At 47.5% G+C, this 13,290-nt stretch carries 15 protein-coding genes; 11 read left to right on the top strand and 4 right to left on the bottom strand.

Translation table 11 applies throughout. The features are described 5' to 3' along the window. Nucleotides 1-36: 36 nt before the first annotated feature. Both FO440_RS10080 and FO440_RS10075 read left to right on the top strand, forming a co-directional pair. Entirely contained in the window at nt 37-1,902 is a 1,866-nt protein-coding gene (locus tag FO440_RS10080) for a mechanosensitive ion channel family protein (RefSeq protein WP_144248062.1), read from the top strand. After that, nucleotides 1,899-3,137, top strand: a complete 1,239-nt coding sequence (locus tag FO440_RS10075) for a cation:proton antiporter (protein WP_144248061.1) — start codon at nt 1,899-1,901, stop codon at nt 3,135-3,137. Before FO440_RS10080 ends, FO440_RS10075 begins: the two co-directional genes overlap by 4 nt. Nucleotides 3,138-3,175: 38 nt before the next feature. Here FO440_RS10075 and FO440_RS10070 read toward each other — a convergent pair whose 3' ends face one another. After that, nucleotides 3,176-4,528, bottom strand: coding sequence for a chloride channel protein (locus tag FO440_RS10070; protein ID WP_144248060.1), 1,353 nt, complete (start codon nt 4,526-4,528; stop codon nt 3,176-3,178). Between the two features lie 110 nt (nt 4,529-4,638). Here FO440_RS10070 and FO440_RS10065 point away from each other — a divergent pair, with 110 nt between their 5' ends. From FO440_RS10065 to FO440_RS10025, 9 genes are all read left to right on the top strand, one after another. Then, entirely contained in the window at nt 4,639-6,198 is a 1,560-nt protein-coding gene (locus FO440_RS10065) for a hypothetical protein (protein ID WP_144248059.1), read from the top strand. A 16-nt stretch (nt 6,199-6,214) separates the two neighbouring features. Further along, nucleotides 6,215-6,592 (top strand): hypothetical protein, encoded by a 378-nt coding sequence (locus FO440_RS10060; RefSeq protein WP_144248058.1) that lies wholly within the window; start codon nt 6,215-6,217, stop codon nt 6,590-6,592. A 74-nt stretch (nt 6,593-6,666) separates the two neighbouring features. Further along, nucleotides 6,667-7,149 (top strand): MarR family winged helix-turn-helix transcriptional regulator, encoded by a 483-nt coding sequence (locus tag FO440_RS10055; RefSeq protein ID WP_144248057.1) that lies wholly within the window; start codon nt 6,667-6,669, stop codon nt 7,147-7,149. Nucleotides 7,150-7,243: 94 nt separating this feature from the next. After that, the gene (locus tag FO440_RS10050) at nt 7,244-7,678 is read left to right on the top strand and encodes a hypothetical protein (RefSeq protein ID WP_144248056.1); all 435 of its coding nucleotides are present in this window, start codon (nt 7,244-7,246) and stop codon (nt 7,676-7,678) included. Nucleotides 7,679-7,682: 4 nt separating this feature from the next. Then, nucleotides 7,683-8,075, top strand: a complete 393-nt coding sequence (locus tag FO440_RS10045) for a hypothetical protein (protein WP_144248055.1) — start codon at nt 7,683-7,685, stop codon at nt 8,073-8,075. A 10-nt stretch (nt 8,076-8,085) separates the two neighbouring features. Then, a complete protein-coding gene (locus FO440_RS10040; protein WP_144248054.1) occupies nt 8,086-8,301 on the top strand; it encodes a hypothetical protein in 216 nt (71 codons plus the stop codon). A 9-nt stretch (nt 8,302-8,310) separates the two neighbouring features. Beyond that, nucleotides 8,311-10,050 (top strand): APC family permease, encoded by a 1,740-nt coding sequence (locus FO440_RS10035; RefSeq protein WP_144248053.1) that lies wholly within the window; start codon nt 8,311-8,313, stop codon nt 10,048-10,050. Between the two features lie 27 nt (nt 10,051-10,077). Continuing rightward, nucleotides 10,078-10,707 carry a mechanosensitive ion channel family protein gene (locus tag FO440_RS10030; RefSeq protein WP_144248052.1) on the top strand — a complete coding sequence of 210 codons (630 nt, stop codon included), beginning with the start codon at nt 10,078-10,080 and terminating at the stop codon, nt 10,705-10,707. Nucleotide 10,708: 1 nt separating this feature from the next. Continuing rightward, nucleotides 10,709-11,164, top strand: a complete 456-nt coding sequence (locus FO440_RS10025; protein ID WP_144248051.1) for a DUF2147 domain-containing protein — start codon at nt 10,709-10,711, stop codon at nt 11,162-11,164. A gap of 9 nt (nt 11,165-11,173) precedes the next feature. Here FO440_RS10025 and FO440_RS10020 read toward each other — a convergent pair whose 3' ends face one another. The 3 genes from FO440_RS10020 to FO440_RS10010 form a co-directional block, all read right to left on the bottom strand. Continuing rightward, complete coding sequence (locus FO440_RS10020; protein ID WP_144248050.1) at nt 11,174-12,265, bottom strand: AI-2E family transporter; 1,092 nt, start codon at nt 12,263-12,265, stop codon at nt 11,174-11,176. Between the two features lie 4 nt (nt 12,266-12,269). Then, the gene (locus tag FO440_RS24400; protein ID WP_186292626.1) at nt 12,270-12,419 is read right to left on the bottom strand and encodes a hypothetical protein; all 150 of its coding nucleotides are present in this window, start codon (nt 12,417-12,419) and stop codon (nt 12,270-12,272) included. A 419-nt stretch (nt 12,420-12,838) separates the two neighbouring features. Then, nucleotides 12,839-13,234, bottom strand: a complete 396-nt coding sequence (locus FO440_RS10010; protein WP_144248049.1) for a response regulator — start codon at nt 13,232-13,234, stop codon at nt 12,839-12,841. Nucleotides 13,235-13,290 lie beyond the last annotated feature (56 nt).

The following is a 13,290-nucleotide window of genomic DNA, read 5'->3' as shown; positions in this document are numbered from 1 at the left end:
ATTTAATGTTTACCTTGTGGGGGATATTGTACAAGCATGATCAAATATTTAGCTGTTCTTCTGTTTTTTATAGCCGGTACACAGCTGGCCTTTGCTCAGCAGGATTCGATTGCGCAGCAAAAGAAAGATTCTGTATTAGAAGTCAAACTTGACAAACAGCTTATTAAGGTACAGCAGCTTTCGGCAGAACGCCTGGCAGACTCACTGAAAAAAGCAGAACTCCAAGGCCAGATGCTAGCCCTTAGTGCTGATGACCACTTAAAACGGAGCGCGCTTACCAAAGAATTAAATCTTCTCCGCGACCGGGATTCCATCAAGCGTGTCCAGCAAAAGCACCAGGTCGATTCCTTGCGGCTATTCGTAACGGGTTTTCCGGTCCATCCGTTCTTGGATACCTTGTTTGAAATTTTCACCCGCCAGGGTAGTTTTCTCCCTAAAGAGCGCGCCGATGTAATTGGGGGCCGGATACATCATTTGAATGATGACTACAATTTCAGTGTGGATTCGCTGAAGCTGGTGGCTGCCGAACAATCTACTGATCTCTATTATAAAGGAAAATTGGTCTTATCGGTGTCTGAACAGGATGCGCTTTGGGCAGGTACGACACAACAGGCGCTGGCCGCTCGTTATAAAACCGCAATTGGAAAATCCGTTATTGCATATCAAAAAGAAACAAGTTGGGAAACGTTATTAAAAGAATCTTTACTCGCCCTGCTGGTCATCGTGGTAGGCGGGCTGCTTATTTACGCGGTAAACCGCTTGTTTAAATGGGTACATGCGAAAACTGCCAGAGAGAAATCCTGGTATAGCAGCGGTATCAAAATACGAAACTTTCAACTGCTTGATGCCGCCCGGCAACTTAGCGTTTTATATTCAGTTATCAACGTAATCAAGTGGCTTACCATTATACTGGTCATTTACCTGGCCCTGCCGGTACTCTTCGGCATATTTCCCTTCACCAAGGATATTTCACATACCCTGATCGGATATATACTTAGCCCGCTGAAAAACATCGCTCTGGCCATATGGGCCTACGTACCCAATCTCATCACCATCATCGTGATCGTCATTGTCTTCCGGTATGTCCTGAAATTCTTTCACTTCATTAAATCTGAGATCGAAGCCGGGCGGCTGACTGTGCCCGGTTTCTATCCGGACTGGGCCAATCCGACCTATCAAATCTTAAGGGTATTGATCCTCGCCTTTATGCTGATTATTATATTCCCTTATTTACCTGGTTCTGATTCCGGGGTATTTAAAGGTGTGTCTGTTTTTGTCGGTGTACTGTTTACGTTTGGTTCCGCTGGTGCTCTGGGTAATATCGTAGCCGGGCTGGTATTGACCTATATGCGTGCTTTCAAGATCGGCGACCGGGTAAAGATCGGAGAAGTTACCGGCGATGTAATCGGTAAATCCCTGCTGGTTACCCGTATCCGCACTATCCAAAATGAGATTATCTCCATTCCGAATTCTACAGTGATGGGCAACCACACTGTCAATTACAGCAGTGATGTGGCCGAGAATGGCCTGATCCTCTATACCACTGTAACCATCGGTTACGACGCTCCCTGGAAGCAGGTGCACCAGCTACTGATCGATGCCGCCCTTTGTACCGACATGGTAGAAAAGGTACCGGCACCTTATGTGTTGCAAACCAGCCTCGATGATTATTATGTGAGTTACAGGATCAACGCCTACACGAAGGAGCCTAATAAGCAGGCCAGGATCTACTCTATGCTGCATGCGAACATACAGGATAAATTCAACGAAGCTGGTGTCGAGATCATGTCACCGCACTACAAGGCATTAAGGGATGGTAATGCTACGACCATACCAACCGATTATCTTTCCAAAGATTACCAGGCACCGGCCTTTAATACCGAGGAGCGTAAAAAGAAATGAACGTAAACGAGATCATCAGTATTATTATTATCCTGGCGGCTGTGTTCGCCTATATCAATCACCGCTGGATCAAGTGGCCGCCAACGATTGGCATTATGGTGCTATCGCTGGCATGTTCCCTGTTACTGGTAATTTTCGGTAACTCGCATTCCTTGCTATCTGAAAATGCGGTCAAACTGGCTGCTTCCATCGACTTCCAGGATGTACTGATGAATTTTATGTTGAGTTTTCTGCTGTTTGCCGGCGCCATCCATATCGATGCCGGCAAACTTAAAAAAGAACGTTGGCCTATCCTCATCCTGTCTACGCTGGGTATACTGATTTCTACTTTTTTTGTCGGCGGCGCCGTATGGCTTTTATTTGGCTGGTTTCATTTAGACATCCCCTTTATTTATTGTCTGCTGTTCGGTTCGCTGATTTCGCCGACTGACCCTATCGCCGTACTGGCTATCTTAAAACAAGCCAAAATTCCCTCCTCGCTTGAACTGAAAATATCCGGCGAATCGCTTTTCAATGATGGCGTAGCCGTCGTCATATTCATTACTATTGCAGAGGCCGCGCGTTCCGGTGGCGCCGATGTTTCGGCGATAAGTATCGGCAAACTTTTTTTACAGGAAGCGGTCGGGGGCTTGCTGTTCGGCGCGCTTTTAGGTTATGTCGGTTATTATGCGGTTAAATCCATTGATGATTATAAAGTAGAAGTGCTGATCACTTTGGCCATGGTTATGGGTGGTTACATGATCGCGTCTCATCTGCACATCTCAGGTCCGCTGGCAATGGTAGTCGCCGGAATTATTACCGGCAATAAAGTCAGTGATGAAGTGCTGTCAGATCTCAGCCGGGATTACCTCGGCAAATTCTGGGAACTGATCGATGAGATATTAAACGCGGTTTTGTTCCTACTGATCGGGCTTGAAATGCTGATCATCAAGGTCAACCCCACAATACTGATCATTGGCGCCATCTGTATCCTTATCGTTTTACTGGCCCGCTGGCTTTCGGTCTGGTTCCCAATGCTGCTGTTGCGTTATAAGCTTAACTTTGAAAAGCATGCTGTGGCCATTCTTACCTGGGGCGGCTTGCGCGGCGGTTTGTCGGTAGCTTTGGCACTTTCGTTAAGTCCCGAAATGCACCGCGACGAGTTTGTGCTGGTCACCTACATGATCGTGATCTTTTCCATTTTAGTACAAGGCCTGAGCATTGGACCTCTGGTCAAGCGATTGCAAAAAATTTAAAGTTTTTCTTTTTCATGAGGGATTTATGTATCCATGAATTATAACTCAGCGCGCGGAACACTCGTGGATTCATCCAAAGCAGCTTCCTTGCGTAATTTGAGAATGTACTGTAATTTGAGGTATTCATACAGGGAATGCTTACTTACCAAGGAAGAAACCAGGCTGGCCGCAATTCCGGCAAGCATCAGGAAAAAGATCACATTATGCCGGTCGGTCATTTCCAATACCAGTATCGCTGAAGTAAAAGGGGAACGGGTCACCCCTGTGAGAAAGGCCACCATACCGGAAAGAATCAAAAGATTGGTATTGGATGTAGAAAAGTCGAATATTCCCGCAATAAAGGCACCAAAGGTGGCGCCGGCGCTGAGTGCCGGCGCAAAAATGCCGCCCGAGGCGCCGGTCGTAAAGGAAAGCACCGGCCCCAATACCCGGGCCGCCGGGATCTGCCAGCCGATCCTCTTATTATTGGTAAAAAGCAATTGGGACATTTCTGCTTTTCCCGAGCCGAGTATGCTGGTATTCACAAAATAGGCAAGAGTACACATCAAAAAAGCACAAAGCAGTACAAACATGATTTCGGCCGGTTTATTTAATTTGGCTTTCCAGTTGAGTATCTTTAAAATGAGCAGCCCCATGCCGCTTCCGCCCAATCCAACCAGCAAGGCGACCGGGATAACGGCCAGAATCATATAAGCCGAGGATTGCGTTATGACCGGATAACCCAGATATAAGTACGGTCCTAAAAAAGCCTGAGCGGTCAAGCCTGCGATGATCACTGAAGTAAAGATAGCCGTCTTGAACTGGCTGATGTGTGTTTTGGCCAGTTCTTCCACCGCAAACACGATACCGCCCAGTGGTGTATTAAATGCGGCCGCCAAACCGGCGGCGGCCCCCGTGAGGATCATGTTTTTCTTGGATATTTTAGGCCAGGAAGCAGGCAGCCATTCATCGATTTTGCGGAAAACCGTGCCCGCGATCTGGATCGTCGGACCTTCGCGGCCAATCGCTCCGCCACCGAACACCATCAGCAAGCTGGAACCGATCTTAACCAGCATCATCCGGATATTGAGCAGGCGTTTAACCTGGCTGTCCTCCTCCGGTGTAGTCAGCTCAATAGCCGCCATCACCTGGGGTATACCGCTGCCGCTGGCATAGGTATCCACCTGTTTAACCAGCAGCCAGGCCAGCAGGAAGCCGACCGGAGCCAGGATGAAAATAATCCAGCCATGTGCGCGGATCAGCTGCTGGCCCCATTTTTCTGCCTGTTCAAATAGCTTGGTATATAAAACCGCGACAATGCCGGTTAGCAGTGAACCTATCCAGAACGGCAGGGCTTGCAGAAGATTAGTACGAAAACTTTTGCCTTTAATAAACTTGCGCAGCCACTTCATTTTAACGTTTTGCTAAAAGCCTAATATACCATTTAAATGGCAGTGAGGTTTAATAAAGCGCAAACTAAAAGGCGGTTTAGAGCGTTGAGTTTATATCAATCAGATAAACAATGTCCGATTTCGCTTTTCTTCGTCCGGTATTGCGGATAATTCCGTTACTGTTCCTTTTGCCAGCTTTAGCCCGGGCAGACGGCTTTAAGTTTCGGCTGAAAAATACCGCCAAAACAAATGTGGCTGTATACTATAAGCTCAATAAACGCTCGGGAGGTTTTAAAGTAAAGGCTTTGCTCAGCCTGAAACCCGGCGAGGAAAAGATCAAGGAAATTTCGCTGAGCAAGGGTGATACCGTTGCTTTTTACGGTCAGGATGCCGAGAACAACACTTCGGTCAGCGTAAAAAAAGTATATGCTGCATTAAAGCAAGATGCGCACCGAATCACTTATATCCCGATCATTATTCCCGAAAAGCAAAGCAGTAATTTCGAATCACTGGAGGGCCTCAGTGTTAAGCTGGAACATAATAAGGTACTCAATTTCTTGTTAAAAATGGACTCGGCCTCCATGAGCAGCCTGTCGCTACTGGAACATAACTTCCAGAACATTTATCCCCTTGGTACCTTTCTGTTTGTGGATACCAAGACCAACCGTTTGCTGCTGCCGCCGCTGGAACCTTCCTTTTGGAACAGCAGTGAGAATTACCTGACCATCCAGGACAGCTTATATGCGATGGTCAATGCTGACCGCCGGGGAACTGCCAATGCACAGGTCGCCTATTTCGTCGCCAAGATGTTCGACTCTTTACGGGTCAATAATACCGCCGAATTGGAATTCAAGGCCAGGCTTTCACTGGTTAGATGGAAACCCACCGCGGCAGCGGATATTTACCAGGTATTCAATGACAAGGCCGTACACGATTTTTTGCAGAATTGTTATGCCCAGATCACCGACCCGGACAAAGAATACCAACGTTACCGACTCTATTTCCTGTCATCTTACGAACGCATTGATGACCTAGAGGTCTATGGAAAGCAGTTTTATAATTTCGGCAATGAGGCAGATCTTTCACTTAGCACACCGGCGCAGGTTTTCAGCACCAACCTGGGCGTGATGTATACCAAGAACAAAACGTTAAGCAATTATTTTTCCGTACAGGGAGCCGTATTGCGAACCAAAGCCTATGATTTTACCTCGCAGTTGTTCAACGGGTTCAAAGCGAATGTCAAAAACAAAATTATCGCCGATACTTACGTGCACCAGCAACAGCTGAGTACAGCGATAGTGGATGAATATAAAAGCCTGGTAGCTTATAATCCAGACCCGGTACGGTTGACCTTGCAGGCAATCGACCCTAAAGATGTTCATCCTTCAGTCCTGCCGATAGAGACGACCGTCGACAATTTGTCACCCTATAATTACCTGCCCGCAGACACGACTAAACAAGCTAGCGCGGCGGCTAATAACTATAAGATCGACACTTATAATAACAAGGCTAAATTCTTTAACTCGCACCTGAAACAACTGAATCACCTGATCAAAGACCTGGACCAGACGGAAAATGATCTGGCCAGGATCACCACGGCCAAACCCGACCAGACTTTCAGCACCTCCGTCAATTCACCCGGTCTGCTGAAAGAAATAGAAGTGAACAGCCAGACCGTTAAAAAAGAATAATTCATTTTCATAAAACATGGAGATCCACGCTAAAAGAAAAGTATCGGTACTGCTGTTAACAGCAGCCTATCTTTTTATTGCGCTGACCCATATCTTATTTATCAGGCCTGACGGCAGCAACTCGCCCGGCCGGACCGCTGCCCGTTACAATTCTATTTTCAAAAGACAGGCCAGTGACGGGCTCAGCAACCCCGCGTTGAACCTGATCAAACGGACGGACAAGATCTTATCCAAAGGTAACTGCGATGTCAGGGCGCTGATCTCTGGTCACGTGCGCTTATTCGTCAGGCTCTTTCAAGAATGCAAATTAACAGCCGCCACGCGGGTAAAAAATTTTCAGTACCGCCTTCCTATCTCCTTTTCTCCGCCCTTAGCGGCTTGTCTGCGTATCTGATGCTTTTCGCTGTTTCTTTTAATCTACCGTAACCTTCCGGGTTGCACGTTTTTTTTATTATCAATTTTTTGGTTATGCAATTACTATCGAAAAAGCTGCTGCATTTAAGCAAGCTTTATAATAAACTGATTATCGCGGAACTTCCCGGGCTGCAATCCGAGTCAGACATGGTTATGCTATGCACGATTTACGCCAACAATTCCAAGATCACGCAAAAGCAACTGACCGAATGGCTGGCGGTCGATAAATCGCGAATCGCGGTGATGATCTTCAGTTTGGCGGAGCGGGGCTTTGTTTATACGGAACGAAATGAGGCAGACCGGAGGGAGCATCACGTATTCCTGACAGCGAAAGGCCTGGCGTTGATTCCGCTCATTCAACAGGTTATCGATCAAATTAATAGCCAGCTTTATAAAACATTAGATGAACGCACGCTGCATGCCTTCTACCAGGTGCTCCGCCAAATGGAAGAAAACTTGGTAGGAGCCCCCAGCGCCTTAAATCCCCGGCATTTGAGATCCCCATTCAAACAAAAGGAAGGACTGCGGGTTAGTTAAATACCTTCGCTGTTTAACCGCCGATCCAACAGACTCACCATTGTATTGCTGCCCCTGCTGTAAGACTGAATCTATTAATTTAAAAATTAAACCCATGGACTCCTACAAAGAACTATCCGAAGAAGATCAAAACACATTCCTGAAATTTCCCGTTTATATTTCCCTGCTGGCTGCTAATGCGAATGGTGAAACGGATGAGGCGGAAGAAAACACAGCCATTAAATTTGACCATACCAAGACCTATACCGCAGATCCCTTGCTGCTTGATTTTTATGCGGCGGCTGATCAACACTTTGAATCGAACCTAAAAGAGCTGGACAATCAGTTGCCGAAAGGCAAACTTCAGCGGGATGTAGCGATCAAAGTAGAACTGCGAAAAATAAAGGAGCTATTGAAAAACTTCAGCCCGGCCTATGCACAAGCGATGCACCAAAGCATGAAATCGTTTAAAGAACATGTATCTGCCGCGCACCATAATGTGCTGGAAGATTTTTTGTTCCCCATCCCTATTAAAGGACTAACTGAATAGCACGATGACCACAAAGAAAAAAATCATTTACGGCCTGATCACGATATTGACTGTGGTCCTTGTTGGCATTGTCTATTACCGCTACTATTTTGTTTTCGGCGAAGGCGTTAAGGCGGGGCAACTGAACTACTTCGTCAAAAAAGGTTATGTTTTTAAAACGGCCGAAGGAAGGCTGATCCTGGCCGGGATCCAGTCTCAGCAACCCGGAAATATCACCTCGAACGAATTTATATTTTCGGTTACAGATGACAAAGTCGCAGCAAAGCTCGATCAAAATGCCGGGGCCTTTGTCCAGTTGCATTATAAAGAATACCTGCACGCTTTACCGTGGCGGGGATTCAGTCACTTCGTGGTGGATAGCGTAGTTTCCGCCGTACCGGCACATTCAAATCCTTAAAATTAAAATTATGAACAGAACTATTGGAATTATTATGATCGTCATCGGCATTGCCATGCTGATCTGGACAGGTTTTACCTACACTAAAAAAGAAAAAGTGATCGACGCGGGCCCGATCCAGGTATCGGCCGATAAAGAGCATTCCGTGAACTGGTCGCCTTATGCCGGCGGTATCCTGGTCATTGGCGGCATTATTGTGATGGTGACCGCTAAGAAAACAACCTAACCAAACAGGATGGGGGCACCTAAAAAGTTAAGCCAGCTCTCCGCTACTGCCATTTGCGGTAACGATATCACCTCCTCCTGCCTGTATGTTTCCGCGCTCACCATTGTTTATGCCGGGCAGTATGCCTGGCTGGCTTTGCTGATCGTAGCGGCAGTGCTGTACCTTTTTCGCAAAATATATGGCGAGGTGGTAGGCGCGCTGCCGCTGAACGGCGGCGCCTATAATGTCCTGCTCAACACCACCAGCAAAAGCAATGCTTCTATCGCCGCCTGCCTGACTATCCTTTCCTACATGGTTACGGCAGTGATCTCGGCCAGCGAAGCGATGGAGTATTTACACAGCCTATTTCTGTCGATCAATGTGTTTATCGCGACGATCGTTTTACTAAGTGCTTTTCTCATACTGGTTATTTCCGGGATCTCGGAATCGGCAGTTGTGGCAACGGGCATCTTTATCATTCACCTGCTCACCATGCTGCTGCTTATCGGCAGCGGTGTTTGGTTTGTGGTCAGGAACGGTTTCAGTATCGCTGCCGCTAATTTCCATTCCCCTGTTCACGGCGGCATCCTGGTGGCGCTGGTCTTAGGCTTCAGCACCGCTATGCTGGGTATTTCCGGTTTTGAAAGCTCGGCAAATTTCGTGGAGGAACAGGCTCCGGGCGTATTCCCGAAAACCCTGCGCAATATGTGGGTGGCCGTATCGGTCATTAACCCCTTGATGGCTTTAACTGCGGTATTGGTGTTACCGCTGGCTAGCGCGGTCCAAAATAAGGAAGCGTTGTTATCTTATTTAGGGTACCACTCTGGTGGGCACTGGCTGGCGGTCATTATCGCTATTGATGCTACCTTAGTCTTGAGCGGCGCGGTTTTGACCTCATATGTAGGTGTAGGTGGTTTGATGAAGCGGATGACGCTGGACAGAATCTTACCGCAGGCCTTACTAAAAGAAAATAAAGCGGGAAGTTCGCCCCGGATCTTTATATTTTTCTTCATCTTATGCATCTCTGTTTTGTTGATAACCGAAGGCCTGCTGGGGCCATTGGCCGGGGTTTATACCATTTCCTTTTTGCTGGTCATGGTGTACTTCGGTTTCGGCAATTACCTGCTGAAGCTCAAACGCGCAGGCTTGCCCCGACCGGAATATGCCAAACCGGTCGCTGTAGGTATTGCCATCCTTTTCATATTGGTTGCGCTCTATGTCAATGTTAGCTTACACCCTTATTATTTAATTGTTTTTCTGCAGTATTTTATCCCATCTATCCTCTGTATCTATTTGTTGTTGAACCGTAAGCAGATCCTGCAATACCTGCTGACCTTGCTGGACAAGGGCGCATTTGACGGCATTAAAAAATGGGCGGTTTTCAGCCGCTTCCATATCCGCAGGCATATCAAGCACTTATCGGAACAGCACTTTGTTTATTTTAGCAAAGGCGATGATATTTCTATCCTGAATAAGGTGATGATCTATGTGCAGGAGAACGAGATCACGACCAACCTGAAGATCGTAAGCGTTTTGAACCACGAGCATGCTTTGTCATCATCCTTCATGGCGGACTTTGAAGTGCTGGACCGGGCATATCCCGATATCGATATTGAGTTTGTTCGTATCGAGGGTATTTTCGGACCGCCCCTGATCAAAGCATTGAGCGAGCAATGGCACATCCCGCCGAACTTCATGTTCATCAGTTCACCTGGCGATCATTTTTCGCACCGCATCGCCGACCTGCACGGGGTACGTTTAATCATTTGATTTTTTTAATAAATAAATAGTATCGCTATGGATATCAACAATGCTCACCAGCTCATTACCGGCAAACTGCTGGCCTGGTTACATGACCTTATCCGTTTACTGCCGAATATCCTGCTGGTGGCGGTCGTTTTAGTGACCGGCTTTGTTCACGCCGCGCTAAACAACCTTTTTGAATCTACGCTCTTCACCGGATTGAGCGTTTTACAGCTGGATAAGGCGGTAACTTCTATTTGGGCTGGCGCGGGTATCTTAAGTTTAGCACTCGCCTTCCAGGATATCGCCGCGAATTTTATCTCCGGCATCCTTATTTCCTTTCGCAGCCCGATACAGATCGGCGATGTAGTCAAAATCAAGCGCCATACCGTCATCCGCACTTTCCAGGGCCAGATGGTCATCATCCCTAATAAAGACGTATTCCAGAACCCGATCGAAAACTACTCATTGTTAGGTAAGCGCCGTTTTGATTTGTCCATAGGCGTTTCCTATGGCGATGACCTGGAAAAAAGTCAGGCGGGTATTAATTTCCAGCTGAGGATGTGGATCAGTTCGCCCGAGCAGATCACTTATATGATTATGATCCCATTCCCGATCCGGACGCTTGATTTCGGGATCAAGGGCGGTGTGGCCTGGAATGAAGTGAACAAACCGCAAGCTTAAAATGATGAACCTGATTAAATATATAACACTTTGCACACTTTTGTTTTTGGGAACGATTGAGTTTTCCTGGGCGCAAAACCGTCCGGAAGCGCGCATATGCGGCAAATGGGAATCGACAGACAATAACCTGATCATTACCATTACCCTTCATAAAGGTCAGTACCGCGCGATCATTGACTGGTTCAGCGATACGGAAGGTAAACCGCTGGATTATTGGAAGGATAAACGCAACCCGGACCCGGCTTTACGCTCGCGCACCATCCATGGCATGAACATTATCAAACAGCTGCGCTATGACCCGGAGAGCCGGACATGGGAAGACGGTATGATCTACGATTCCAAACACGGCAAAGAATGGAACGCGGCCGCCTATATCGGCAAGAAAGGGTTGCTCCACGTGCGGGGTTACTGGCACTTTAAATTTATGGGCAAGACCATGACGTTCAGGCGAATTTGAAAAGATATTTTATTTAAATATTTTTTTAATGCGATCCATTAACCCACCAGGTTTTTTGTCTTTTTCGCTGCCGCCGAGTAAAAAGCCGTAAGGTTTCAACGGTTCAAAATGGTCACAAACGATTTTTAACATTCCGAACACCGGCACCGCCAGAATCATTCCGGGTACCCCCCAGACCGCATCGCCGATAATGATGCTGACAATCGTAAACAGCGGATTAAGGTCGACTTGTTTTCCTACGATCAAAGGCTGCAGGATGTAAGATTGGATGAATTGCACCAGCCCGTAAGTAATGAGGATGCCGGCAACCAGTTTCAGATCACCGCCCTGCACGATACCCATCGTCACGGTCAGCGTGGTTCCGGTAATATTGCCGATAAAAGGGATGATCTCCAGCGTCCCGCATAAGATGGCGAAAAATATGGCGTATTTGACCCCGACGATAGAAAATCCGATGCCATACATTACCCACAAAGCCGCAATCATCATCGCCAGGCCGCCCAGGTATTGCTGCGATACGTGGCTGGCCTGGTGTACCAGTCCGGCCACATTCCCTTTTTCGGAGGCTGGCACGGCCTTTTGGATAAACTTCATCAGATGGTCGCGGTAATAGAGGATCAGGAAGATGTAAACCAGTACCAGGATGACATTAACCAGGAACCCTAAAAAATTACCCGTAGTCTGGGCCAGCATGCCCAGCGGGCTGCCGGTATCCGCATTTTTGATCATCGCCTGCTGCTGTTTGAGTTTGATACCGGTATGCGAACTGATATAAGCCTGGATCTGGCCGGTCACTTCACCCAGTCTGGATTTGATTTGATCCAGGTCCCGGGCAATGGTGCTCATCTGCCAGGATAATAAACCGATAATGACCGTGAAGGTCAGAATCAGGGCCAAAATACAGATCACTGCAGCCAAGCCGCGATTGATCCCCCAGTTTTCTAATTTTTTACTCAAAGGGGCCAGCAGCATGGCGAGCACCAGTGCGAACACCATCGGGGCCAGTAAAGGCTCGGCAAAATACAGGATCGCCGTCAGCGCGATCAGGATAAACAGGATATTACTTGTTCTTTGAAGCGGGTGGAATGCGGATGCGGGCATAGCGTTAAAATGATTTGGTGGTCATCACGATCTGCGTACCCCGAGTCCGTAAATTGGAATTATCTTCAGCAGTAATAAATACCTCGACCGGCCGGTAAGGCGACACCGATGCAAAATATAATAAGTTGCCTTTTGGCATTAAGAAATTTTTCATGAGAAAAAATTTACGGATGATAGCGCCGCGTTAACGGCTTTGTCGAAGTTATCTATAGATACTACCTGAATGAGCGGTAATTGTTTCGGTTATGTGTACAATTGCACAACTATAGCGAATGACTTTTTGGCTCGCTTTGCGTTCCCTTGAAAATTTAAGAGCCAAAAGCCCATCAATGTATTATAAATATCGGGGATCTCCATTTTGGCTACGCCGATCCGGTTGTCCGCCATACCGTAGTATACATCGATTCGTTCCGGCTCGCCGATATCATCCCGGCGATCGGTCCCGGTGGGAATACTACATTGGCGATCGCGCCCACACTGCAGTTGTTAAAACAAAAAGGGATTCATTCTGATCCAGCCTTTTTCGAGCGAAGTTTAGATGCCGCCGTCCGGGCCATAGACCGCCTGGAAAAATTAGGCCGGAATGTCACCGAACCCTGATGAGCGGCCGCCCTGTTCCAGCGTATCCGCCACCACGGCCAGCATCTCTTGCAGGCCAAAAGGCTTGGCCACGAGACGGTCGGCCCCGGCGGCTTTAGCGGTCGCTTCGATATTCATCGCAGCCGAAACCATGATCACCGGGATAGCTTTCGTCCGTTCATCGGCCTTCAAAGCCCGGCAGATATCCGCACCCCAGACCGTTTGCAGGCGGTGGTCCAGTAAAACCAGGTCCGGCAATTCCGTTGTCGCCAATTGTAAAGCATCATCGCCGTTCGAGCGGAGCAGGCGGTAACCCTCATCGCTCAGCATATACATCATAATATCTAAAATATCCTGGTCGTCCTCGACCAGCAGGATCGTTTTGGGCATGACGGTTGAATTAGTGCCGCAAAGATACGTTTAAATAAAAATTAAAAATATAAATT

The organism is Mucilaginibacter corticis (genome assembly GCF_007558865.1).
In the GTDB taxonomy this organism is placed as follows: domain Bacteria; phylum Bacteroidota; class Bacteroidia; order Sphingobacteriales; family Sphingobacteriaceae; genus Mucilaginibacter; species Mucilaginibacter corticis.
The sequence above is the reverse complement of the archived record's forward strand: the minus strand, read 5'-3'. Positions and strand labels throughout refer to the sequence as shown.

Bases quoted from the DNA above. Each gene is read 5' to 3' on its own strand.
- FO440_RS10035 (WP_144248053.1), top strand. From the start codon at position 8,311: ATGGGGGCACCTAAAAAGTTAAGCCAGCTCTCCGCTACTGCCATTTGC.
- FO440_RS10070 (WP_144248060.1), bottom strand. From the start codon at position 4,528: ATGAAGTGGCTGCGCAAGTTTATTAAAGGCAAAAGTTTTCGTACTAAT.
- FO440_RS10040 (WP_144248054.1), top strand. From the start codon at position 8,086: ATGAACAGAACTATTGGAATTATTATGATCGTCATCGGCATTGCCATG.
- FO440_RS10075 (WP_144248061.1), top strand. From the start codon at position 1,899: ATGAACGTAAACGAGATCATCAGTATTATTATTATCCTGGCGGCTGTG.
- FO440_RS10060 (WP_144248058.1), top strand. From the start codon at position 6,215: ATGGAGATCCACGCTAAAAGAAAAGTATCGGTACTGCTGTTAACAGCA.
- FO440_RS10010 (WP_144248049.1), bottom strand. From the start codon at position 13,234: ATGCCCAAAACGATCCTGCTGGTCGAGGACGACCAGGATATTTTAGAT.
- FO440_RS10020 (WP_144248050.1), bottom strand. From the start codon at position 12,265: ATGCCCGCATCCGCATTCCACCCGCTTCAAAGAACAAGTAATATCCTG.
- FO440_RS10080 (WP_144248062.1), top strand. From the start codon at position 37: ATGATCAAATATTTAGCTGTTCTTCTGTTTTTTATAGCCGGTACACAG.
- FO440_RS10055 (WP_144248057.1), top strand. From the start codon at position 6,667: ATGCAATTACTATCGAAAAAGCTGCTGCATTTAAGCAAGCTTTATAAT.
- FO440_RS10065 (WP_144248059.1), top strand. From the start codon at position 4,639: ATGTCCGATTTCGCTTTTCTTCGTCCGGTATTGCGGATAATTCCGTTA.
- FO440_RS10045 (WP_144248055.1), top strand. From the start codon at position 7,683: ATGACCACAAAGAAAAAAATCATTTACGGCCTGATCACGATATTGACT.
- FO440_RS10025 (WP_144248051.1), top strand. From the start codon at position 10,709: ATGATGAACCTGATTAAATATATAACACTTTGCACACTTTTGTTTTTG.
- FO440_RS10030 (WP_144248052.1), top strand. From the start codon at position 10,078: ATGGATATCAACAATGCTCACCAGCTCATTACCGGCAAACTGCTGGCC.
- FO440_RS10050 (WP_144248056.1), top strand. From the start codon at position 7,244: ATGGACTCCTACAAAGAACTATCCGAAGAAGATCAAAACACATTCCTG.
- FO440_RS24400 (WP_186292626.1), bottom strand. From the start codon at position 12,419: ATGAAAAATTTCTTAATGCCAAAAGGCAACTTATTATATTTTGCATCG.